The 23,327-nt window shown below is 49.2% G+C and carries 23 protein-coding genes and 1 pseudogene; 14 read left to right on the top strand and 10 right to left on the bottom strand.

What is annotated here, in order from left to right; translation table 11 throughout:
• Positions 1-12 precede the first annotated feature (12 nt).
• The 9 genes and pseudogenes from HMPREF1705_RS04555 to HMPREF1705_RS04515 all read left to right on the top strand — a co-directional run.
• Positions 13-1,374: pseudogene (locus HMPREF1705_RS04555) on the top strand (ABC transporter substrate-binding protein); the annotation flags it as partial.
• Between the two features lie 64 nt (positions 1,375-1,438).
• Positions 1,439-2,365: an ABC transporter permease gene (locus HMPREF1705_RS04550; RefSeq protein WP_040348756.1), complete on the top strand. Its 927-nt coding sequence runs from the start codon at positions 1,439-1,441 to the stop codon at positions 2,363-2,365.
• 12 nt (positions 2,366-2,377) lie between these two features.
• The gene (locus HMPREF1705_RS04545) at positions 2,378-3,259 is read left to right on the top strand and encodes an ABC transporter permease (RefSeq protein ID WP_009202072.1); all 882 of its coding nucleotides are present in this window, start codon (positions 2,378-2,380) and stop codon (positions 3,257-3,259) included.
• 9 nt (positions 3,260-3,268) lie between these two features.
• Positions 3,269-4,255: an ABC transporter ATP-binding protein gene (locus HMPREF1705_RS04540; protein WP_040348758.1), complete on the top strand. Its 987-nt coding sequence runs from the start codon at positions 3,269-3,271 to the stop codon at positions 4,253-4,255.
• Positions 4,252-5,229, top strand: a complete 978-nt coding sequence (locus HMPREF1705_RS04535; RefSeq protein ID WP_009202074.1) for an ABC transporter ATP-binding protein — start codon at positions 4,252-4,254, stop codon at positions 5,227-5,229. The genes HMPREF1705_RS04540 and HMPREF1705_RS04535 overlap by 4 nt, the downstream gene beginning before the upstream one ends.
• Before the next feature lie 124 nt (positions 5,230-5,353).
• The gene (locus HMPREF1705_RS04530; protein WP_009202075.1) at positions 5,354-6,061 is read left to right on the top strand and encodes a cytochrome c biogenesis CcdA family protein; all 708 of its coding nucleotides are present in this window, start codon (positions 5,354-5,356) and stop codon (positions 6,059-6,061) included.
• 28 nt (positions 6,062-6,089) lie between these two features.
• Positions 6,090-6,593, top strand: a complete 504-nt coding sequence (locus HMPREF1705_RS04525) for a TlpA family protein disulfide reductase (protein ID WP_083489946.1) — start codon at positions 6,090-6,092, stop codon at positions 6,591-6,593.
• A 91-nt stretch (positions 6,594-6,684) separates the two neighbouring features.
• A complete protein-coding gene (locus HMPREF1705_RS04520) occupies positions 6,685-7,368 on the top strand; it encodes a nitroreductase family protein (protein ID WP_009202077.1) in 684 nt (227 codons plus the stop codon).
• 17 nt (positions 7,369-7,385) lie between these two features.
• The gene (locus HMPREF1705_RS04515; protein ID WP_009202078.1) at positions 7,386-8,969 is read left to right on the top strand and encodes an MBL fold metallo-hydrolase RNA specificity domain-containing protein; all 1,584 of its coding nucleotides are present in this window, start codon (positions 7,386-7,388) and stop codon (positions 8,967-8,969) included.
• Positions 8,970-9,051: 82 nt separating this feature from the next.
• Here HMPREF1705_RS04515 and HMPREF1705_RS04510 read toward each other — a convergent pair whose 3' ends face one another.
• The 4 genes from HMPREF1705_RS04510 to HMPREF1705_RS04495 all read right to left on the bottom strand — a co-directional run bounded on the left by HMPREF1705_RS04510 (position 9,052) and on the right by HMPREF1705_RS04495 (position 14,260).
• Positions 9,052-12,360: an AsmA family protein gene (locus HMPREF1705_RS04510; RefSeq protein WP_009202079.1), complete on the bottom strand. Its 3,309-nt coding sequence runs from the start codon at positions 12,358-12,360 to the stop codon at positions 9,052-9,054.
• A gap of 42 nt (positions 12,361-12,402) precedes the next feature.
• Positions 12,403-12,891, bottom strand: a complete 489-nt coding sequence (locus tag HMPREF1705_RS04505; RefSeq protein ID WP_009202080.1) for a hypothetical protein — start codon at positions 12,889-12,891, stop codon at positions 12,403-12,405.
• Between the two features lie 69 nt (positions 12,892-12,960).
• Entirely contained in the window at positions 12,961-13,809 is an 849-nt protein-coding gene (locus tag HMPREF1705_RS04500; RefSeq protein ID WP_009202081.1) for a thermonuclease family protein, read from the bottom strand.
• Positions 13,810-13,816: 7 nt separating this feature from the next.
• Positions 13,817-14,260 (bottom strand): PPC domain-containing DNA-binding protein, encoded by a 444-nt coding sequence (locus tag HMPREF1705_RS04495; RefSeq protein WP_009202082.1) that lies wholly within the window; start codon positions 14,258-14,260, stop codon positions 13,817-13,819.
• 142 nt (positions 14,261-14,402) lie between these two features.
• Here HMPREF1705_RS04495 and rsmG point away from each other — a divergent pair, with 142 nt between their 5' ends.
• The 5 genes from rsmG to HMPREF1705_RS04470 are packed head-to-tail and all read left to right on the top strand — an operon-like array spanning position 14,403 to position 17,795.
• A complete protein-coding gene (rsmG, locus tag HMPREF1705_RS04490; protein WP_009202083.1) occupies positions 14,403-15,110 on the top strand; it encodes a 16S rRNA (guanine(527)-N(7))-methyltransferase RsmG in 708 nt (235 codons plus the stop codon).
• A 5-nt stretch (positions 15,111-15,115) separates the two neighbouring features.
• On the top strand, positions 15,116-15,889 hold the full coding sequence (locus HMPREF1705_RS04485) for a ParA family protein (protein ID WP_322786829.1): 774 nt from the start codon (positions 15,116-15,118) through the stop codon (positions 15,887-15,889).
• A complete protein-coding gene (locus HMPREF1705_RS04480; RefSeq protein WP_040348761.1) occupies positions 15,865-16,734 on the top strand; it encodes a ParB/RepB/Spo0J family partition protein in 870 nt (289 codons plus the stop codon). The genes HMPREF1705_RS04485 and HMPREF1705_RS04480 overlap by 25 nt, the downstream gene beginning before the upstream one ends.
• A gap of 6 nt (positions 16,735-16,740) precedes the next feature.
• Positions 16,741-16,983, top strand: coding sequence for a hypothetical protein (locus HMPREF1705_RS04475; protein ID WP_009202086.1), 243 nt, complete (start codon positions 16,741-16,743; stop codon positions 16,981-16,983).
• 20 nt (positions 16,984-17,003) lie between these two features.
• A complete protein-coding gene (locus HMPREF1705_RS04470) occupies positions 17,004-17,795 on the top strand; it encodes an SDR family oxidoreductase (RefSeq protein WP_009202087.1) in 792 nt (263 codons plus the stop codon).
• Between the two features lie 17 nt (positions 17,796-17,812).
• Here the strand turns inward: HMPREF1705_RS04470 and HMPREF1705_RS04465 are convergent, their stop codons facing one another.
• From HMPREF1705_RS04465 to HMPREF1705_RS04440, 6 genes are all read right to left on the bottom strand, one after another.
• Entirely contained in the window at positions 17,813-18,451 is a 639-nt protein-coding gene (locus HMPREF1705_RS04465; RefSeq protein ID WP_071804881.1) for a histidine phosphatase family protein, read from the bottom strand.
• 2 nt (positions 18,452-18,453) lie between these two features.
• Entirely contained in the window at positions 18,454-20,088 is a 1,635-nt protein-coding gene (gene serA, locus HMPREF1705_RS04460) for a phosphoglycerate dehydrogenase (protein ID WP_009202089.1), read from the bottom strand.
• A 268-nt stretch (positions 20,089-20,356) separates the two neighbouring features.
• Positions 20,357-21,175 (bottom strand): metal ABC transporter permease, encoded by an 819-nt coding sequence (locus HMPREF1705_RS04455; RefSeq protein WP_009202090.1) that lies wholly within the window; start codon positions 21,173-21,175, stop codon positions 20,357-20,359.
• Positions 21,168-21,941: a metal ABC transporter ATP-binding protein gene (locus HMPREF1705_RS04450; protein WP_009202091.1), complete on the bottom strand. Its 774-nt coding sequence runs from the start codon at positions 21,939-21,941 to the stop codon at positions 21,168-21,170. Before HMPREF1705_RS04450 ends, HMPREF1705_RS04455 begins: the two co-directional genes overlap by 8 nt.
• 12 nt (positions 21,942-21,953) lie before the next feature.
• Positions 21,954-22,838: a metal ABC transporter solute-binding protein, Zn/Mn family gene (locus HMPREF1705_RS04445; protein WP_009202092.1), complete on the bottom strand. Its 885-nt coding sequence runs from the start codon at positions 22,836-22,838 to the stop codon at positions 21,954-21,956.
• On the bottom strand, positions 22,804-23,283 hold the full coding sequence (locus HMPREF1705_RS04440; RefSeq protein ID WP_009202093.1) for a Fur family transcriptional regulator: 480 nt from the start codon (positions 23,281-23,283) through the stop codon (positions 22,804-22,806). Before HMPREF1705_RS04440 ends, HMPREF1705_RS04445 begins: the two co-directional genes overlap by 35 nt.
• Positions 23,284-23,327: the final 44 nt, after the last annotated feature.

Raw genomic sequence — 23,327 nt, 5'->3', positions numbered from 1 at the left:
GCAAGTCCCGATGGAAAGACATGGACCTTTCACTTAAGGAAGGGCGTCAAATTCCACAAAGAATCTCTCGGCAAACCCACCGAAAACGGCGGACGCGAGGTAACGGCCCACGACTGGAAATATTCCTTCGAGAGGCTGGTTAAGGTCAATTCCCCAAGAGCTTATTTCATCGATATGGTCAAGGGATATCAGGATTTCGTCGACGGCAAGGCCGATGAATGGATTGGAATCAAGGTCGTTGACGACTACACCTTGCAATTCGAACTGGACTATCCCTTTTCTCCCTTCCTCAGCGTACTGGCCTATAACTCCTTTGTAGTGGTTCCCAAAGAGGATGCCGAGAAGTGGGGCAAGGAATTCAACTTCCATCCTGTAGGCACGGGAGCGTTCATTCTGGAGCGCTGGGATCACGATCAACGGTTGGTCTACAGGAAAAACCCCGATTATTGGAAAAAGGACGAAGCTGGCAGACAGCTTCCCTACCTGGACGGTATCGAGATCGTCATAATACCCGATAACACGATTGCCTACGAGGAGTTTAAGAAGGGAAACATAGACGTCCTGCCTGCGCCTCCGGACGAATATTACGAAGAGATAAAGGCCCAGTACTCCCACCTGCTGCAAGAAAGGCCTGAACTTGGGACTTATTACTACGGATTTAACAACTCCAAACCTCCCTTTAAGGACAATTTGAAACTTAGGCAGGCATTTAATTACGCTGTAGACAGGGAAGCCATAAACGAACTCGTTATACACGGGCGCTATTACCCGGCTAAGGGAATCCTTCCTCCCGGCATGCCGGGGTACAATCCCAATTTGAGGGGATATGAGTACAATCCTGAAAAGGCAAAGCAGTTATTGGCTGAGGCAGGCTACCCCGACGGAATAACCGTCGACTTGAACGTCAACAACGACCCCCGCCACACCCTCATATCTGAAGCAATTCAGGCGCAACTCAAGAACCTTGGCATCAACATAAACATCAAGGTTCTCGACTGGGGAGTGCATCTGGATCTCTGTGAACGGGGAGAGACTCAGGTGTTCAGAATGGGTTGGGTAGCCGATTACGCCGACCCGGACAACTTCCTATACGTATTGCTCCACTCCGCAAACCACGGTTCCAAGGGCAACTACTCCTTTTACAGCAATCCAAAGGTGGATGAATTGTTGGCTGCGGCGCGCGTGGAGACGGATTGGAATAAGCGAATGAAGCTTTATCAGGAGGCAGAGCAGATGATAGTTGACGATGCCCCTTGGTTGTTCCTGTTTCACTACACGACGAGCTTGCTGGCTCAAGATTGGCTGAAGAACATACATCTTCCCGCCTTTGGAGACTACACTACTCCCCTTGAGGTCGTATGGATCGAAAAGTAAATTAATGACAAATGTGGGCTAGTCGCGGCTAGCCCACATTTGATCGAAGATGGGAGGCAAATGTATGTTTTCCTACATCGTGAGAAAAATGCTTTATGCAGTCCCCGTCATATGGGGAGTTGTGACCATAGTATTTATTCTGATGACGATAGTTCCCGGCGATCCTGCCAGGTTGATGATGGGCCAAAGGGGCGATCCCGAGACGCTGGCCCGCATCAGGGCCGACCTGGGGTTAGACCTTCCGATTCATAAGCAGTACACGAGGTTTTTGAAGGACCTGGTAAGGGGCGATTTGGGAGTATCCTACAGGAACAACGAAAAGGTCGTAGACGCCTTGATGACTCGCTTCGGAGCCACCCTGAAGCTCGCCTTTTGGGCCATGGTCTTGGCGGCCCTTTTGGGAATATTGGCAGGAGTGGTCTCTGCCGTGAAACAATATTCAATATTCGATTATTCGGCCATGTTCATAGCGATATCGGGTATCAGTGCCCCCGTCTTTTGGGTGGGGCTTTTGCTTTTGTTGATCTTTGCCTATACGCTTCATCTGGTACCGGGGGTTGGTTACGTTCCGGGGGATTGGCGTTACTTCATACTTCCCGTGATCACATTGGGAGTCAGGCCGGCTGCCCTCATAGCGAGGCTAACGCGATCCTGTATGCTGGAGGTCTTGACCCAGGACTACATCCGTACGGCCAGGGCAAAGGGATTGCGCGAAAGAATTGTAATAATGCGACATGCTTTGAAAAACGCGCTAATTCCAGTCGTTACCATCATTGGTACTCAGGTGGCCGAGCTGCTTTCAGGTGCAGTTTTGACCGAGACCATCTTTGCCTGGCCTGGAGTGGGAAGGCTGGCCGTTGAGGCCCTGATAGCCAGAGATTTTCCCATGATTCGAGGCACGGTCATATTTATGGCGGTGATATTTTTGGTAGCCAATTTAATAGTCGACATTTCCTACGGGTTCATAGACCCCAGAATCCGTTACGATTAAGGTGGTTCGAAGATGGCTAAAAAGAGTAGATCCAGCGGTCTTTGGTATGAGGCATGGCTCAGGTTTAAGCGGAACAAGCTGGCGTTGTTGGGGCTTTTTATGGCTGCCTCCGTTATTTTAATTGCCATATTCGCTCCGCTTATAGCTCCCTACGATCCTGTCGAACAGCTCATATGGACGGAGGGTAGACAGGTGCGGTTGGCTCCCCCCAGTGTGAAACATTGGATGGGGACCGACATATACGGTCGTGATATATTAAGCAGAATTATCTTCGGGGCCCGAATTTCGCTGCAGATAGGCATCTTTGCGACCATAGTGTCTCTTCTCATCGGGGTGCCGCTTGGGGCCATAGTAGGGTATACGGGAGGATGGGTTGACGACCTCATATCTTGGTTGATTAACGTTGTCTTTGCCTTTCCTTTCCTGCTTTTCGTGCTGGCTGTAATAGCAGTATTTCAAAGTCCTAGCCTGCGGGTCGTTTACATTGCGATAGGTCTGGTCAACTGGGTTGGCATAGCCAGAGTGGTTAGGGCGCAATTCATTTCACTGCGCGACAGGGAGTTCGTCGAAGCGGCCAAGGCCTTGGGGTTACCCAGAGGGAAGATAATATTTAAACATATCCTTCCGAACGCCCTTGCCCCCGTAATCGTGCAGGCTACGCTTGGCATGGGCAGCATCATAATGACAGAAGCGGGATTGGCCTTTCTGGGCTTTGGCGCTCAGCCCCCGACTCCAAGTTGGGGATTGATGATCTCCGAGGGCCAGAAATATCTAAGCATGGGCAAATGGTGGTGGGCTATTTTCCCCGGTCTGGCGATCATGTACACCGTCCTTGCCTTCAACTTCCTCGGGGACGGCTTGCGAGATGCCCTCGACGTAAGGCTCAAAAGGTAGGTGGGGTTGTTGAGCTTATTGGAGATAAAAGATCTTAAGACCTATTTCGATACCGATAGAGGCCTGGTGAAGGCCGTAGAAGGGGTGACCTTCCGCATCAATCCGGGCGAGACCTTGGGTGTGGTAGGTGAATCCGGCTGTGGCAAAAGCGTTACCGCGCTTTCCGTGATGAGGCTTCTTCCAAGGCCCATTGGAAGGATAGCGGGAGGGAGCATCTTTTTTAAAGGCGAAGACTTAACTAAAGCTTCTGAAGCGAGGATGCGCCAAATAAGGGGCAACAAGATCTCCATGATATTTCAAGAACCGATGACGAGCTTGAACCCCGTTTTGACTATAGGGTTTCAGATAATGGAGCCTTTGATGCTCCACCAGGGAATGGGCAGTAAGGAGGCCAAAGAGAGGGCCGTAGAGTTGCTTCAACTGGTCGGAATTCCCGACCCAAAACAAAGGGTTGACGAATATCCGCATCAGCTTTCGGGAGGACAGCGCCAAAGGGCCATGATAGCCATGGCCTTGGCCTGCAAGCCCGAATTGTTGATAGCGGACGAACCTACTACTGCTTTGGACGTTACGATTCAGGCTCAAATACTAGACCTCATGAACGATCTGCAAAGAGAATTCAATGCGGCCATCATGCTCATTACCCATGATTTGGGCGTCGTTGCCGAGATGGCCCAGCGAGTGGTGGTCATGTATGCCGGGCTTATAGTTGAAGAAGCGCCCGTGGCCTCTCTCTTTTACGAACCCTTGCATCCCTATACACGGGGGTTGCTTGCTTCAATTCCGAGAATTGATAAAGAACTCGATAAACTTCACGTAATCCCTGGGTTTGTGCCCAGCCCCTTTGAATTTCCCGATGGATGCCGTTTTCACAACCGTTGCGAAAGGGCCTTTTCGAGGTGCTCACGGGAAATACCTCCTCTTTATTCCCTTGGCGATGGGCGTATGGTCAGATGTTTCCTCTACGATTCCGACTCCGGGGGTGGGGACAGATGACGCAAGCCTCCCATTTCTTAGAGGTCAAAAACATGAAGCAGTATTTTCCCATTCGCAAGGGAGTATTCAAGAGAACGGTAGGTTATGTTCGAGCCGTCGATGACGTATCCTTCTTCATTGATGATCAGGAAACATTGGGATTGGTCGGCGAATCGGGATGCGGAAAGACTACATTGGGGAGGACCGTGCTCCATTTGCTGAAGCCTACCGAAGGAAAGGCCTTCTTTATGGGACAAAACGTGGAAACAATGCTTAGCGATAACCCGCGCGGTATCAGGCAAAAGATGCAGATAATATTTCAAGATCCCTACGGCAGCTTAAACCCTCGCATGACTGTCAACGAAATTGTGGGCGAGGCAGTGAGGTATTATGGCCTGTGCTCTAAAAGAGAGCTGGACGATTACATATCCGAGGTGTTGTCGAAATGCGGAATGCTCCCAGAGCATCGCTTCAGGTATCCCCATGAGTTTTCCGGCGGGCAGCGCCAGAGGATAAGCATTGCTCGAGCTTTAGCTTTAAAGCCAAAGTTCGTAGTCTGCGATGAGCCGGTGTCGGCTCTGGACGTCTCCATCAGGAGCCAAATATTAAATTTGTTGAACGATTTAAAGGAGCAACTGAAGCTGACCTATCTGTTCATTTCCCACGACTTAGCCGTGGTGAGGCATATATCGGATAGAGTTGCCGTAATGTATTTGGGTAAAATAGTCGAAAAGGCGCCAAAGCTTGAGTTCTTTAGCAACCCCTTGCATCCCTATTCCCATGCCCTACTTTCTGCCATACCGGTTCCCGATCCAAAGCGCCAACGTCAGCGCATTATTTTGGAGGGCGACGTGCCTTCGCCTGCCAATCCACCTTCTGGTTGCCGGTTTAATCCCAGGTGTCGTTACGCTATGGAAAGGTGCAAGAAGGAGCAACCCCCGTTGGTGGATGTGGGTAACGGCCACTTTGTCGCCTGCTTCCTGCATTCTAAATAGAATACAACGTGCGCCCTTTAACCTGTCGTTTCAACAGGAGCCAGGAATTTTCGGCTCCTGTTTTTTAAAAAGACGCTGTATTCGATGTTATAATATACATACACGGGTATAGGAGGTCAAGGATATGTCTGAGATATCGCTAACGATCGCTTTCGCTGCAGGATTGCTTTCCTTCCTTTCTCCATGTCTTTTGCCGATGATTCCCATTTATATCGCCTATTTGGCCGGAGACGCTCTCCCGATATCGGGTAAAGCCGAGGCAAAGAAGAACTTTAGGGTCTTTCTTCACGCCCTGCTATTTGTTTTAGGCTTTTCTGTAGTTTTCGTTTCCTTCGGAGCTTCCGCCACGGCATTGGGAAGTTTTCTGATCAAAAACCAAGCTCTCGTTAAGAAAGTAGGAGCGACGATAATAGTCATATTTGGGCTTTATATGGTTGGACTGTTTGATATAGCATTTCTTGAGCGGGAGCGCCGATTGAAGGCCGGATCGGGAGGTCATTCCTGGATAAGGGCTCTTCTTGCGGGGATGGCCTTTTCAGCCGGATGGACGCCCTGCGTCGGCCCCATCTTGGCGTCGATACTGGTCATGGCAAGCGGCAGTTCAACTGTAAGGGACGGAATGCTCCTTCTTTTTGCCTATTCCATGGGATTGGGGCTGCCTTTCTTGGCCGTAGCCCTATTCATGGAGTGGTTCGAGCGCTTTATACAAGCTAACGCAAGTAAGCTGGAATACGTTAAAAAAGTAGCTGGAGTTGTTCTTATAGCGGTCGGGCTTTTAATGTACTTCGATCTTTTCTCGAGATTCGCATATCTATGGACCCCTCCTATGTAAATTTCAAATAAAGGCGAGGTGTTGTTAAGTGAAAACGAAGAAAACCTTGACATTGACAATATTATCTTTAGCTTTCATGGTCGTCTTTGCTTTTAGCATTTCACCTCTTTCGGCCATGGAAAGGGGTGAAACCGCACCGGATTTCGAAGCGGTGGACTTCGACGGAAGGCAGGTCAAACTCTCCGATTTCAAGGGTAAGCCCCTTTTATTGAATTTTTGGGCCACCTGGTGTCCTCCCTGTCTCAAGGAGTTGCCCGAATTTCAGCGATTTTTCGACGAACATGGCGAAGATGTGAACATCGTAGCCATCAATTTGACTACCTCGGAAAGGTCTGCCCTTCACGTTAAAAATTTTGTTCTCGAAAATAAGCTCGCCTTTCCTGTCTATCTCGATGAAGATGGATTGGCGGCTCAAGCATATCTTGTGAGGTACATTCCCACAAGCTACTTCTTGGACGAAAATTTGAAGATTATCGAGGTACATGTTGGCCCGCTGACGTATGAACAAATAAAAGAAAAATTTGGTTTATAGCTTTTCTGATACAAACGGTGAAGCTGGGTGTCGATGCTGGATATGTTATACTTTCTATGAGAAATAGCTTGAAAGAGGAGATGATGAATTGATGAAGGGGTTGCTTCCCGAGATAGAAAGTTGGGCGAGCATTAGAAGGTATGACCCCCGTCCCATTCCGGATGGTGTTTTATTGAGAATTCTAGATGCGGCAAGACGAGCACCCAGCTGGGCAAACGTACAGCCCTGGCATTTTATCGTCGTGCGGGAAAAGACGATGAAGTCAAAATTGCGTCGGTTGGCGGTGGGCCAGCCTTTCGTAGAGACAGCCGACAGCGTCGTCCTTTGTTTAGGCGAGCGAAACGCCTGGTCAAAAGAGCAGAGGATAATGCAGATGAAGGCCCTGTCTCAAGCCCTGGGACAGAGCTTCGACGAGGAAAGGATCAAGAAATCCCTCGACGATCCTGCATACAACCCTCTTTTGAGAGGCGAGGAGATATTGGTTGCAAGGCTATACGAGCAGCTGTCTCTGGCCATTGCTTTCATGATACTCCAGGCCAAACACGAAGGCGTGGGAAGCTGCATAGTCGGAGCCTTCGCAAACGAGGTTACGGCTGTAAACGAGGAACTTTATGAGGAAGTTCGCCGTGATCTAAAGATCCCGCAAGATGCCATGATTTTAACCCTCGTAACATTAGGATATCCTGCCGAAGACCCCAAACCCAGGCCGCGGAAATCCTTTGAGGGTGTCGTGTCCCTGGAAAAATACGAAAACCCCTTCCCGGCATCTCTCTGAGAGGGGAGGGATCTTTATTGAGACTGGGTATTTATGGTGCTGCAGGAGAAGTAACGGGGTCCAATTATTTACTCGAACACGACGAGAAAAGGGTGTTGATCGATTGCGGTATCTTTCAGGGGCGGGATGAGGACAGGAAAAACAGCGAGCCCTTTCCCTTCGACGCCTCCAAGGTGGATGCCCTTTTATTGACCCATGCCCATCTGGATCATTCCGGACGCGTTCCCCTTCTCGTGAAGAGGGGATTTCGAGGAAAGATTTACGCAACTACTCCGACCCTCGAGCTGTGCGAAATATTGTGGAGGGATTCGGCCCGTTTGATGAAGGAGGAGGCGGAGTGGAAGAGCAGAAAAAACAGGCGAAAGGGGCTTCCGCCCGTATATCCCCTGTTTTCGGAAAAGGAGATAGAAAGGGCGTTGGAAATGTTCGTGCCCGTCTCCTACGATGACGTCATCGAGGCGATGCCCGATATTAAGGTGCGCTTTCGCGACGCCGGACACATTTTAGGAAGTGCCATCATCGAAATTTGGGCCGGTAAGGACAGCATTAAGCTGGTCTTTTCAGGCGATCTTGGCCAGCAGGTTACAGTCCTGGACAGGAATCCGGCCGTCATTGACGACGCCGACTACGTGATAATAGAGTCCACTTACGGAGACCGAAATCACAAAAGCCTGGATGAGACGAGGGAGGAGTTCGCCTCAGTCATAGCGGAATCTTTGAGGGACCGCTCCAAGGTCTTGATTCCTACTTTCGTTGTGGACAGGGTGCAAAGAATACTCTACGAACTCAACATCCTTCAGGAAAGGGGCATATTAAAGGACAATGTGTCCATTTACTTCGACTCCCCCATGGGCGTCAAGACTACGGAGATATACAGGAAATATTCTTCCCTCCTTTCGGCTGAAATACAGGACAAGCTCTTTAAGAATCAGGACCCCTTCGCCCCCAGGGGTTTGAAGGAGGTCATCTCTCCCGAGGAGTCGAAAAAAATCAACGATGTATCTTTCGCCATTGTCTTGGCGGGAAGCGGCATGGCTAACGGAGGTCGGATTGTCCATCATTTGAAACATAATCTGTGGAACCCAAAGGCTCACGTGATATTCGCAGGATATCAGGCGGCCGGTACTCTGGGGCGCAAGATCATAGATGGAGCGAGGTTCGTCAAGGTAGCCGGCGAGGAGGTGGCCGTGAAGTGCAAGTATCACACGATAGGCGGCTTTTCTGCCCATGCAGACAAGGACGACCTCCTTGCCTGGGCGTCCAACTTCAAGACGAATCCGACTTTCATAGTTACCCACGGAGAAGAGAGGTCATCTAATTCTTTGGCGGATGAGTTGAGAAAGTTGGGCAGTCAGGCCCTTGTACCCCAAAGGGGATATGAGATGTCCCTTGATCGTGGACGTTCCACCGTCGAAAAGAGGGTCGAAATTCCAGCGGAAAGGCCTCCCCTTGAGGTGCAGTACATCTTAAAGGACATGGATCTTTTGCTGGCTAACATTAACGACGCACTTAAAGAGGCGGAAGTTGCGGAAGAGATCGGACCTCTCCTCATGTCGGCCAAAATATTACTGGAGATAGCAAGCCAAAGGGTCGTTCGTTAACATCTTTATGGACTGTTTGAGAATATCGAAGAAAGGACCATCGCACTTTTAGCGATGGTCCTTTCTTTGTCGTCGTTTGCCTTCAGTTATCCTTATTGAATATCCTTTCAAGTATTGTCTTTTTGATCACATCTTCGGGACTCGATTGTATATCCGTCTGGTCTTGAGTGAGGCCTTGCGGCGTCTCTTCCGTGATGGGTCTGGAGACTTCCAGATTGGATATCTTCGGAGACTTAAAAGTGCCCGTGACTTTAAGGCTGACGTCCCTGAAGTCCGTTGTCTGAGAACCCTGCAGCAAGCCGCTTAAGAACCCCTCGAGAGTTGACTTGAGCGATTCCCCTCCGGAAAGAATGCCGCCCTTTATGCCGCCCACCAGGGCGTTTATGGCCTGTACGTTCAAATTGCCGTAACATGAGAGATCGAGGTTGCCGTTGTATTTAATCATGCCGTCGGCACCGAAGTAGGTATACATAGGATCTCCCTTGGGGGCATAAGCCTGAGTCCCAGGCAGCAGAGTTAACGCCATGGTATCTAAGACGAACCTTCCCTGGATCGACTTGTAATCTATGGTGCTTTTGCCGTAGGCTGCTGCAATGACTTTAACCATTTTGAAATCGGATACTTTGCCGCTTCCGACATTAAAGGAACCATTGCCTTCCAGATTCTTGCCCAGCGTGCCACTGCCGTCAAACTGTAGCCCTGCCTTTCCGGTGATATGCCCCTCCATGGGAAAGAGATCATGAATGAGCGGATCCAAGTTTGCCTCGGAAACGCTTACGGACGTCGTCCATTTCAGATTTGACAAAGTGATGGATCCTTTGCCCGATGCGTTCCCTTCGTAAAAGCGGGCTTTCATGTCTTGGCTTGTTATTGTGCCATCCTTCATGACGAAGGGGACTTTTATGTCACTGGCTTTAAGCCCGTAGACACCGGCTTCAGGAGATGTGATTTCTCCATCGCCCATAAGGCCTTTGTCGTCATAGGAAATTGTCGCCCTAAGGTTTACGAGACCCTGCATATTCATTTTATTTTCCTCGTCCAATTTCTTGGATATCTCCTTCAGATCGAGATTGTTTCCCTGCATGTCAAAGTTTAGACTCAACGCTTTATCATAAGCGATGTTTCCGCTGCCTGTTAACGTCCCTCCTCCGGCCCTGGCGTTGAAGGATTTGATCTTCAGGGAGTTCCACGGGCCTTCCGCGTCTAAAGCTGCATCGGTTAGCGTGAAGCCGGCCACGGTTATCTCGGGCGACGAAGCCTTGGCTGCAATTATGATGTCCGGCAGCAAGCCGTCTGCCTTCGCCTCAAAATCGACCAATCCCTCTATCGGCAAAGCCAACCCAAGGTTTTGCAGGTTTGACAGTCTGGCGCCCTTCGCTGAGGCCGTCAAAGATAGGGCAGGTTGTTTGTCCTTGATGGATATTTGGCCCGTGGCATTGAAGTTTCCGCCCAGAAGCAGGCCCTTCATCTCGGTCAAGTTGATCTTGTTAGCCTCACCTTTTATAGAAGCTGACAGGTCATTTATCAACGGAAAGGCCGTCGTCCCTACCGAAGAGGCCTTTATTTGAGCCGAAATTCCGGACAAGGGGTCTTTAGCCAAAGGTTTCAAAGAAGTTGAACCGGAGATGTCTTTTGCTGCTATGCCGGAGAAGGTTATACTGTTTGAATTAAAATCTAAAGACAGATCTGGAGAACTCAAAGGTCCAACTATATGCCATTCCGATGAAACGGTGCCTGCCAACTCATATTGCTCGAGCTGGGGAATGAGTTGTCTCATGTTGGTCAAATTCAATCCCTCAACTTTTCCTTTTATGTCCAAAGTTGGGGCCTTTGTGACGTTGGCGACCTTCCCTGCGCCGTGGAACTTAGCTTTTTGCCATAATGCGGAAAAGCTCTTGATGTCCAGGGCGTTTTCTTTAAATTCGAAATTCACGGTGGGAGACTTTATCTCCTGGTCTAAAAGCGTGATGGCATCAGACCATACTTTGCCCGAGGTCGAAAGGGAAGCAACGTCCTTGAGAGAGCCCTTGATCTGCACTTCTCCCGAGGCATCTCCCTTTGCTGGCAGATCCTTTAGGGATGGCACAAGGGCCTTTATCTTATCGATGGAAGCTTTTTGGCAGGACACGACCATGCTAACAAAAGGACCCGCCGGAAGATCGACATAACCCGTCGCCTTGAGAGGCATTTCGTTCCATCGGGAAGTTGCGTCGATATCTATCCTTTTCCCTTTATCGATGTTCGCCTTAATATTAGTAGCCTGAAGGGGTTGATTCATGACGGAAAGTTTTGACGCGGAAAGAGCGACCTTTCCCGATAACTCCATGGCCATTCCGGAGATATCAGCCTTGATGCTGTCCACAGTGCCGGATACTTTTCCCGCCAGTTGGGGAAATTCCTTCGACAGCAGGCCAACGTCGAGGTTTTTACCCTCCAAAGAGAGGTTTATGTGCGGCGGCAATGTCCTGAGAATCATGGTCAGGCTTCCGTGGACGTTGCCGCTTAAGACGTCAGCATCTATGTTTTTGAAGTCGAGGGTATTTTCCTCGTAACGCCAGTCGGACCCCGCCCTTTCGACGGATATGCCGACGATCATACCCCTTTCGAAGCTCAAATCGCCCTCGCCGCGAATGTCGGGCAGCTTACCTGATAACTTGATGGTGCCGCCGAAGGCCCCGGCCAGCTTTTGTTTCTCGAGGGGAGGCCAGAGAAGTTTCAACTCCTCTACCTGTATATTTTTGGCCCTTCCTTCGATATTGAGCTCGGGCATTATCTCGCCGCTAAAGGAGATATCGCCCTGGGCGATCTTAAGGTTCATCTCATCTATTGCGACGCCTTCCTTTAGCGATATTACTGCATCCCCCTTTGCTGGCAGCCCGTTGTATGAAGCATCAATTTTTGCCTTGATGGTGGTCGCCTCGGGCTTTACCTCGATGCTCTTCAAATCTATAACTCCGAAGGGGCCCTTTACCGTGCTGGAGTTAACTTCTATTGTCCCTAAAGGCAAACCCTCCCCCGCACCTGATGGTTTAAAGCTCTTTACCAGTTCAAACGTTCTCTCGAAATCGATTAAGGCTTCGTTCACAACCAGGGAATTGAGATAGACCTTCCCGCCTATCAGCGCGAACAAGCTTGGCTTGACATCCAGCTGTTTTATGGAAAGGACTTCCTCTCCTTCCTTTGAGAGCGCGACATCCCTCAATTTGTAACCCCTTATGGGGTTGCCCGAAACGTTCCCAAGGGCTAGGTCGGCTCCAATGGCATCCTTCGCGGCCTGGGGAGCCATTTCTCGGATCATGCCCGTGCCTACGTCGATATTTGCGATGATCAGCAGAAGGATCACTATTATCGCTGCAACACCTATCAAAATATGTTTCTTTTGCACTTTCACCTTCAATCACCACCTTACAATTTACAATTGTAACAGGCCCATTTAGAAAGCAACGTTTTTAACGGAGACCAATATTTTTTTGTTCTTTTGAACTTTCACTTTGGGGCCGTTGAGCTTTTCTCCCTTATTGCCCACTATCTCCCTGACCTTCTTTGGTTGATCATCGGGATCGAATATCGCTTTAAGGGACAGAAATTTTATCCATCCACCGTTTTTCCACTCCTTCGGAAGGTCGATCATTACGAAGAATTTACCCGGGGTTATCTGGACTTTTACATCGTGGTCCTTTCCCTTGTCGTCGTCCAGTTTAGGGATCATAAGCTTTATTTGCAGGGCAGACCCTGGGGGCAGGTCCGTATCCCCGCGAATGTGCAATTTATGCCCCTTAAGGGAGATCTCATCGATGTCGAGTTTGCTGAAAAACTGGTCGGCGTAGAGATTTGTAAGGGATGTCAGAAAAAAAGAGATGAGCATAAAAGACGATAGAATGAAAAGAAGGCTTTTCCTATTAGGTAGTATTTGTTTAAACATAACTTGCCGCCTCCATAATAATATTTTACCATAATTTTACATTCTCAATCTATATATTATCATTATAAATCATAAAACCCTAACCGCTCTTTTACTTACTCGACTCTTAGCCTTTACCTCGATTTCTATTTGAGATGTGTCGGAGATGATCATCTCGGCGCCGTTGTGGGAAGCCGTTATTTTGCCGATCGCCCTTATCTTCCTGCCTACAATGAAATCTTTTGCTCCAAGAAGGTGTTCATTGTTATCGTATATGACCAGTTGACATCTGCTTTTCCTTTCATACAGCAACCATCGGGAGCCCGATTTTTTGGCCTCCTCGATTCTCATGACAAGCGTTATATAACGGCCTGCAATATATGGCAGTGCCGAGTAGACCTGGTCGGGAGTGTAAACCCTCTTCCGGGCGATCTTCCAAAGCCCGACATTTCTGACTTTTGCCCTTTTCGCAGCCTCCGAAATCCTGTCGAGATATTTCCCGTTTGGTGGTATGAAATAGGGCAGAGCCAAACCTTCCTTAACAAGCATCTCGTTTACCATCTTTTCTTCTCCCTTTTCTTCTATCCATGCGTAGGCTAGCAGCCTTCCGTACCTGTCTCTTTTTTCTGCGTCCAGCTCAAACCTTACCTTTCTGCCGGCTACCAGTGAAGCGTTGAAAGCTTTGGCTTCTCTTCCTAGCTCTTCCTCTCCGCGGCGGGGATGATGAAGCTCTGGGGTATCTATGAGCAGGTATCTTACGGTTTCTTTTTCGCCCTCCTCCGTCACGGCTACAACAGTATCGCCATCGATGACGTCGATTACCAGAGCTTCCTTTTCTCCTAAATTGCCCGAAAAGAGGTAAAGAAATATTAAAAAAGCGGCAAGAAGCGCCTTTCGAATCAAGCGCCTCTTGCCCTTTGGCGAAACCAAGCTCTTCATAGTCTTGTTATTTCTTGCGCTCGGGGAAGAGCCTGAGCAATCCCTCTCCCTCTTTCAATCGCTTCAAATTTATATTTGTCGGCAGCAGGAATACCAGTTCGTTCGTCTGATGTACTGTAGCCTTGAACAAATGACCCCCTGCAGTTGTCAAATCCGAAGACCCTAATACCGCATGGAGGTGTAAGAATATTTTCCCTTCCTCCGTCTCGTTTACGGAACCCGTGAGCGAAAGAAGCTCCATTGGCTCTTCGAATGATTTTTTTATGTACTCTTCCCCGCTAAACCAGCCCAACTCTACGTCTCTCATCATTCCTACGGAAGAGACTAAAACGGCTGATTTAATGTCCTCTTTTTTGAGCAAGGACAAAAGCGTTTCAAAAAAATCATCGCCGTCTCTCAGACGGACTATAAGATAATTATCGTCTCTAGCGTAGATAATTTTATCGGACATGTCGATCTCCCCTTTCCCTTAGTCTTCTATTCCTCGATAATTTTGTCACGCTATAATAATGATAACATAAAATCACGGAGGCATCGCAAAAAGACGCCTGTTGTTAGGGCTTTGAAAAATAGTATATCATCGATGGGAGGTGATGGAAGATTTGAAAGTAATGACGAAAGAAGTAGCATCGGACGTATTAGAAGGCATAATAGATGCTAACAGAGATAAATTGATGGACTATGCAAAGCTTCTGGGATTGGCAAACAGCCGTGCCCGTTTGACGGGGCCTGCCGACCCAAAGTGTATATTCGACGAACATATCGTGGACTGTCTCGCGGCCCTACCGCTTATTCCTTCCAATATCCGAATAGTGGATATCGGGACAGGAGGGGGATTGCCGGGGCTCGTATGGGCTGTCTGCAGAAGCGACGTATTTGTCGATCTCCTGGACAGCGTCAGAAAAAAATGTCTCGTTCTGGAGGAGATGGTTCGCAACTTAAATCTGGCAAATGTCGTGGTTCATTGCTCCAGGGCGGAGGAATTCGCATCTTCAAATAAAGATCTCTACGATTTGGCTGCTGCCCGCGCCGTCTCCCACCTGGGCGTACTTCTAGAATATTTTTCCCCCCTCGTCAGAAGGGGCGGTAGCTGCATCGCCTTCAAGGGGCTAAAGGGATTTGAGGAGCTGGAAGAATTAGAGGGCAAAGAGGAGAAATTGGGGTGGTCGGGGCTTGAGATATGGAGCTATGAGGTGGCGGGCAAGAAGCTTTACTTATTTACATGGAAGAAGGTAAAGGACGCACGAATAAGCGTTCCCAGAAGGGTTGGCATCCCCGAAAGAAGGCCATGGTGGAGGTGAGCCTTTTGCGTATCATAGCCGTAGCAAATCAAAAGGGAGGTGTGGGCAAGACCACCTCCTGCGTGAACCTGGCGGCAGCCCTGGGAGATAGGGGAAGAAGGGTGCTCGTAGCGGATCTCGACCCTCAGGGGCACAGTACCAGCGGATTGGGGATCGATAAGGGAAAGTTGTCTCGAAGCGTGTATGACGTGTTGATCAACGACTCGTCTCCTGATGAGGTGGTCTCTTCGACGCCGTGGAAGGGAGTTTACCTCTTGCCGGCCAGGCTGGAATTGGCGGGGGCGGAGGTCGAGCTGGTGGGACTTTTGAGCAGAGAGACCAGATTGGCTAAGGCCTTATCGAGGCTCAAGGATTTCGACCTGATCCTGATAGATTGCCCGCCCTCCTTAGGGCTTTTGACCGTGAACGCGCTGGTTGCTGCCGAAACGGTGGTAGTTCCCATACAATGCGAGTATTACGCACTGGAGGGGCTGTCTCAGCTTGTAGGAACCGTCGAACTAGTGCGACGCCACCTCAACGAAAGGTTGCATATCGGGGGTGTCATCCTGACCATGTACGACAGCCGTACAAACCTCTCTAAAGAGGTGGCGGAGGAAGTGCGAAAGCGTTTTTCGGATGCCGTGTTCGAGACGACAATTCCGCGAAACGTTCGGCTTTCGGAAGCGCCTAGTTACGGTCAACCTGTAATTTACTATGACCCCCAGTGCATCGGTGCCAAGGCCTATATGGCATTGGCCGAGGAGGTGGAAGAAAGGTGGCTAAATCCAAGAAAGCTTTAGGAAAGGGATTAGAAGCGCTAATAGGATCATCCTTCGAGGATAAAAGGGCGATCCCTTCAAAGGATCGGGGGTTTTTGCCCATAGACGAAATTAAACCCTCTTCCTTTCAGCCGAGACAAAGCATAAACGACGAGGGCTTGACGTCTCTGGCCGAGTCCATCAAAGAACATGGCATTTTACAGCCCCTGATAGTCAGGCGTGCCGGGGAAGGTTACGAAGTTGTGGCCGGCGAAAGGCGTTGGAAAGCTGCGAAGATCGCGGGACTTAAGGAAGTTCCCGTTGTAATAGTCGATTTGGATGATGCTCAGTCCCTCGAGGTGGCGCTCGTAGAAAATCTCCAAAGGGAGGATCTGTCGCCCATCGAAGTGGCCAAGTCCCTTTCGGAGATGATAAAAAGGTTTGAGATGACACATGAGGAGGTGGCCTCCCGCCTGGGATGGAGTCGCCCCCTTGTGTCGAACAAGCTACGCTTACTTGACTTGCCTGCAGAGGTACAGAAGCTGCTCGAGGAGGGAAAGATATCGGAAGGCCATGCAAGAGCTCTTTCGGGATTGTCCTCCGGAGATGACCAAACACTCCTTGCCCGAAAGTGCGTGGTCCATTACTGGTCGGTTAGAAGGCTTGAGAATGAGATAAGTAGGCTTAAGGCCTCGGGCGATGCAAGAAGAAAGAAGACCTCTACCGTTGAACTGCCCCTCGGCAAAAGCCACGGCCTTAAAGTAGTCGTAAAGAAAAGTCAAGACGAAAGCAGGTTGATCATAGGAGGTTTGGACGACAAGAGAGTCGAAAGGCTTGTAAAGTTTCTCGAGGAAAACATTGATTCGCTGTTCGATCGGGGCGTATAATTTAAAATGAATTTTAAATTAAATTTCGAAGATATAGCGATTTTTGCGAAGGTTGTCTCTGCCGCCCTTTTGATCGTAGGGTTCGTCTTGTTGGGTTACTATTTGGGCCTTTATTTTGAGGACAGATATGGACTGGGCAGGTCGATACCCCTTTGGGGTGCCCTTTTGGGCGCAGTCCTCGGGTTATTACAGTGTTGGAACATGATAAAGTCCATAGCGGATAAGCTTAAAAACGATAGAAGGGAATAATTAGAAAGGGGGCTAATCGCATGAACATGGGGCTTGAAGGAAAGGTAGCATTGGTCCTGGCCTCCAGTTCTGGCTTGGGAAAGGCCATTGCGACGGAGCTTGCGAGTGAAGGAGCGAATGTAGTAATTTCCTCCACGAACGAAGAGAAGCTGAAGGTTGCAAAGAAGGATATAAAAGAAAGCACCGGAAAAGAGCCTCTACATTTCGTCTGCGACGTAACCAAATCTGGCGATATAGAAAAGCTTGTCAGCTTTGTCGTTCAAAAGTATGGCACCATTCATATCCTGGTGAACAACGCCGGCGGACCTCCCCCGGGAAGGTTCGAAGATTTTCCTGACGATGTCTGGCAAAGGGCTTTCGAGCTGACCCTCCTGAGCTTTGTCAGGACGATTAGACTTGTGTTGCCCTACATGAAAAAGATGCGCTGGGGCAGGATACTCAATTCCACCTCATCTTCCGTCAGGGAGGCAATTGATAATTTAATACTTTCAAACACATTCCGCCTCGGCGTTGTGGGCATGACGAAGAGCTTGGCCCGCGAAGTGGCACCCTATAATATATTGGTCAACGTTATCGGCCCGGGAAGGTTCAAAACGGATCGCATAGAGCAGTTGGATAAAGCAACGGCAGAGCGCCAGAACCTCTCGCTTGAGGAAGTTCGCTCTAATATGTTAAGACAAATTCCCATGGGCAGGTATGGCGATCCCCGGGAATATGGCCGTCTGGCCGCGTTTCTCTGTTCCGAGGCCAACAGCTACATCACGGGACAAACGATTATCGCTGACGGAGGGATGCTCAAGGCTGTGCCCTAAGGAATCTGTAAAACCATTTACACCGATTTTTGTTCCGGCCAGGTCCAGCCTTGCTCTAAGTGGCATACATCGTCGAGGAGCAAGATGACTGCCTTACCCTTATCGTCTTCCTCCACTATGGATACGCTGCAGTTTGAGAACTTGAAACTCCAGTACTTCGAGAGTGGAAGCTCGAGCCAATGGCAGAGAAGACATTTGATCACGGCGTCATGGGTCATTATAATAGCCTGCTCTTCTCCGCTTTCCCTTATTTTGGTCAAAACCCTTAAAGCCCGTTCCTGAACGTCCCTCAGGCTTTCGCCATCGGGCATTACGACCTTATCGGGCTCTTTGTGCCACATCTCAAAGGATTCCGGATAAAGACGTTTCACCTCTTCCACATGAAGGCGTTCCCATTTGCCGTGATCTATCTCCATCAGGCCTTTTTCTGTTAGTATCTCATATCCGCCCCTTTCGGCCAGGAGTTCTGCCGTTTGCAATGCCCTCTTAAGGGGGCTGCACCATATCCTTGCCTTTCCGATCCGGGAAGCGAGGCTCGCAGTAAGCTTGGCTTGAAGCAGGCCCTTTTCGCTTAAAGGCGTGTCCTGCTTTCCCTGAAATACGTCCTTGGCGTTCCAGGTCGTTTCTCCGTGTCTCATGAGGTAGTATCGCAACATCTTCACTCTCCTTTGAGGTTTATCAGGTGGGCCCAGATTAAATCTGCATCTTTTTGGATCTTTTCCATTGCCTCTTTTGGAATGCTGCTGTCAAGTTGAAGGGCAGCGATGGCAAGCCCGCTCCCATTTTTCCTCCCCAAGGCAAAGTTTGCGATGTTTACTCCGTAATCTCCCAGCAATGTGCCTATCTTTCCTATGACCCCAGGCCTGTCGTGGTTGGAAAAAAGCAGCACCCACCCCTCGGGAACGAAATCTATCTCGTAATCATCTACGCCTACTATTCGCTTTTTGCCCTCTTCCGTCACCGTTCCCGCCATGGAAAAGGTCTTATTTTGAGATTTGACTTCGATGGCAAGTACATTTTTATACGTCCTTGCCTCTCGCCTGCTCTCGAAGACGCTTATACCATGCTCCTTTGCGAGAAGAGGCGCCGACATGGCGTTCACTTCAGGGCCCAGCCTTACCTCGAGAAGCCCCTTAAGAGCCGCTGCCGTGAAGGGCATATATCTGTAGGGTACTTCAAAGGGCAAGCTTATCTCGACCTCTTCAAATAAGGGTCCGGCCATGGCCACGGTGATCTCATCAACGTGTTCCTTGATGACACAAGCCGCTATCATGCCCATCCTTCTGGCAAGCGACAGAAACTCCCTTTCCTGAAGGGTCATCTTGTTTTCCATATAGGGGAGGTTTACGGCATTTTCGTAGGGTTCGCCCGATAGCGCTTTTATGAGGTTTTTCACCACGATCTCGGCGACGGCTCTTTGGGCCTCCCTGGTGTTTGCTCCTATATGGGGTGTTACGACGACCTTCTCTATTATGGCGGGGTCGAAAAGGGAGCTTTCCTTTGCCGGTTCGACGACGTGGACGTCGAAAGCAGCCCCGGCCAACCTGTCTTCCTTGAGTGCCTTCGCACAGGCTCCTTCGTTTACGATCCCTCCTCTGGCACAATTTATCAGATATGCCCCTCTTTTGGTAGATTTCAGAGTTTCTTCGTTGATCATGTTTCTGGTCTCGTGCGTCAGGGGCACGTGAAGGGTTACAAAATCTGCGAGGGATAAAGCTCCCCTTAGATCGTCCAGACGTTTAACTCCGAGGTTTTCGGCCTTTTTCGGATTTATGTATGGATCGTAACAAAATATCTCCATTCCCAACGCCTTTGCCCTCGTTGCCACTGAGGAGCCTATCCTCCCCAGGCCAACTATCAAAAGGGTCTTTCCGTAAAGTTGCGTCCCTAGAAACTTCTCCCTCTTCCACTCTCCCGACAGCAGTGAATTGTTCGCCTGCGGGATTTTTCTTGCGATCGAAAATATCATCCCCATGGTAAGCTCCGTGGCGGCAAGAGTATTACCCGTGGGCGAGTTGAGCACTATAATCCCCATCTTGCTCGCAGCGCCTAAATCGATATTGTCTACCCCCACTCCGACTCTGGCTACCACTTTCAACTTTTTGCCTGCTTCCAGCAGCTTTTTGTCCACGGCAGTTCCGCTCCTGGTGATCAGGGCGTCCATGTCTTTGACGGCATCGCAAAGCTCCTCCTGCGACATGTTCAACCGAAGGATTACCTCGATGTCAGGTGCCTCATAGAGTTCCTTCAAGCCCTCTTCGTGAATATGTTCTGTTATTAAGACTTTAAACATAAATTCCCCCCCTTTTAGAAATATAAAAATGGGCCGGAAGGTGTCGCCTCCGGCCCATTTTGTAGCTTAATGTAAAAAACGAGACTCTACGAGCTTTCATGCGGCCAAAAGCAACACTCTTTCCAATCCTGGTTTCGGGACCAGGATCGAGAGTTGCTACCGTTGCCGCATGACATGGAAAATATTATTTTTTTAGGCATCATAATATTGCCTCACCACTTCGTCGAACCTTAAATTTCGTTTTTTATAATACTCAGGAGAAAAGTTGTCAAGCCCCCTTTGGCTTTTTTCTGAACTTTAAATATACCTCTGCGGCAAGATAACCGATGGCGGCAATGATTATTATCGCTGCGCCCGACGTTAGATCGAGGGCGTAAGCTGCCGCCAGGCCCAAGACGGAAAAGAACATGCTCAAGAGAAAGGACGTGGCCATCATCCCCGCCAGGGACCGGCAAAACTTTTCTGCTATGTAGGGAGGGATGGAAAGAAGGGCTATTACGAGAATAAGTCCGACGATCCTTATCGTAAGCACCACGGAGAAGGACACCAATACTATAACCGTGAAATGAAGGACGTCCACCGGCACTCCCCTCGTTCGGGCGTAGTCTTCATCGTAGGAATAGGCCAGTAAATGCCCGTAAAAGAGTGGTACAAAAGCACAAAGTGCCAGGCTCAGGATTGCCATGTACAATATGTCTTCTTTAGCGACCATGAGTATGCTGCCAAAGAGATAGCTCATCAGGTCTGCCCCGTACCCTGGAGTGAGGTCTGAAAATATCACCCCTGTAGCCATCCCCACGGCCCATATGATGCTGATCACCGTATCGGCCCTGGAGGCCATCTTTAAAGTCGTCCAAGCCATGAAAAGAGAGGAGGCAAGGGCAAAACCGATTGCTCCAAGCTGGGGCGAAAAGCCGAAAAACAATGCCATTCCTATGCCCCCGTAGGCTGCATGAGCTACCCCTCCCGCCATGGATACCAGTTTTTTACTGACTACAATCGTTCCCATGATCCCGCATATGACACTTGCCAGGACAGCAGCAGCCAGTGCGTTTCTCATGAACTCGTATTGGAGGGCCTCAAGCATCGCGATCACCGTCGTGTTTGGCCAGTACTCTGTGGGGAATGCCGTGGGCTACCAGCTCCACGGGGCAGGATCCGTAGGCCATCTGGAGCATCTCAGAAGTTATCTCCTTTGAACCGTGATAATAGACCGTGCCGTTGACGCAGGCCACGGCTGTAGCATAGCTCGATATCACGGTCATATCATGACTTACGAGTACTATGGTTATCTTTTCATTCAGCTCCCTCAATCTGTCGTATAGTATCCTTTGCGCTTCGACATCAACGCTTGCCGTCGGCTCGTCCAACAGCAATATTCTTGGTTGAGAGACCAGTGCCCGGGCGATTAACACGCGCTGTCTCTGTCCCTGCGAAAGCTCTCTCATCCTGGCGTTGGCATATTTGTCCATGCCCATGATTTCAAGTGCCTCCTCGGCGGCCCTTCTGTCCTCTTTCGTGTAAAGGAATTTCAAACCCCGCAACCTTCCCATGAGCACCACGTCGATGACTCTGACGGGAAAATCCAGATTTATATTTGTGTTTTGGGGGACGTAACCCAACAGGTGCGAAGCCTCTCTTGGCGTGTATTCGCCAAAAAGAATGATTTTTCCCTTTTGAGGAGAGTAAAGCCCCAGCATCAGCTTTAGAAGCGTAGTCTTTCCCCCTCCGTTTGGACCGATAATGACCAGAAATTCCCTTGTCGGCACCGAAAAGGAAGCCTGCCGGAGCACGAAGGAACCGTTGTATGAAAACCAGACGTCTTCGAAATAGATATCCTGTGGGCCTCTCATCTTGGGACCTGCCTAGAGAGCCTCGCAGAGAATCTTGACCATGGATCTTAAGTTCTCGTCCCATTTCTTGGAGAGTGGGTCAATCTCAACGATCTCCACTCCTATGGCGTCAGCTATGGTTTTAGCGCTTCTTTTCGAATGCTGAGGAGAGACGAAGAGCACTTTAATTCCCTCTTTTTTGGCATCTTCGATTAAACGGGAAAGTTGAGCACCTTTGGGTTCCTTGCCTTCCTGTTCCACGGAAACTTGAATTAAACCGTAATCTCTCGCAAAATAACTCCATGCAGGATGAAAGACCAGAAATTTAATCCCCCTTGCTGACTTTGACCTTTCCCATAACTCCTCGTCCAGTTTTGCTATGCCTCTCAGCAGTTCCAGATAATTTTTCCTGTAGATTTCTACTTTTTCCGGGTTTGTGGAAACGAGCCCCCTGTAGATATTTTCCGCTATCTTAAAAGCGTTTAAGGGCGAGCTCCAGATATGGGGATCGAAGTCGTCCTCCCCTTCATGGCCTTTATGTGCTGCATCTGCCATATATGAAATTCCATAACCAGTCTCGGTTATGGTCAGATTAGGGTTCGTGGCCTTTATCTTCGTCAAAAGGTTCCTCTCAAAGGGAAAGTTCGTAGAAAAATATAACCTTGCCTTTGAAAGGTCCGCCATTTGTTTCGGTTTTGGCTCATATACGTGAGGATCGTTGCCGGGATTTATGAGCGATTCTACCCTTATCGTCTCCCCTCCTATTTTTTCGACAAAATAGGCAATGGGTGGCACCGAAACGAATACTATCTCTTCATTATCTGCAAATGCAGATGTGTTTTTGTCCAAAAACAACGATATGCTTAAAAAAAGCAAAAGTATCTTAATCAGACCTCTGCGTCCTATCGTCCTGCCCATTCTTAGAATGTCCTCCTTCGCTACATTGTGCACATAAGCCCTCTACCGTAAGAAGCAGAAACTGAGGCTCGAAGCCAATTTTTTCGAGATTTTCTATATCCTTCGAGTCCAACTTCATCGTTTTAAGGCAAAATAATCGCCTGCATTTCCTGCAATAAAAGTGGGGGTGTTCAAAGCCGCAGTTGTCGATCCTCCCGTAGTATCGACAACTGCCGATCTCGGCCACGCATCTGAGCAAACCAGCTCTTTCAAAGGTCTTAATCGTCCGATAAACGGTGGCAAGGTCCACCCTTTCCCTGAATTTATCTTCAGCGAGCATTCGATGCAATTCCCCTGCCGTGAAGTGGCAATTGCACTCCTCTATTTTTAGAAAAATTGCAACTCTCTGTTTCGTTGCTGCCAGGCCCTTGCTCCTTAAAATATCATTTGCTGTATTTTCGTTCATAAAAAATATTTTATGTCATTTGCAAATAATTTGCAAAGAACCAA

This window comes from Acetomicrobium hydrogeniformans ATCC BAA-1850 (assembly GCF_000160455.2).
Taxonomy (GTDB): Bacteria; Synergistota; Synergistia; order Synergistales; family Acetomicrobiaceae; genus Acetomicrobium; species Acetomicrobium thermoterrenum.
Note: the sequence above shows the minus strand (reverse complement) of the source record. Positions and strands in the feature narration are given on the sequence as shown.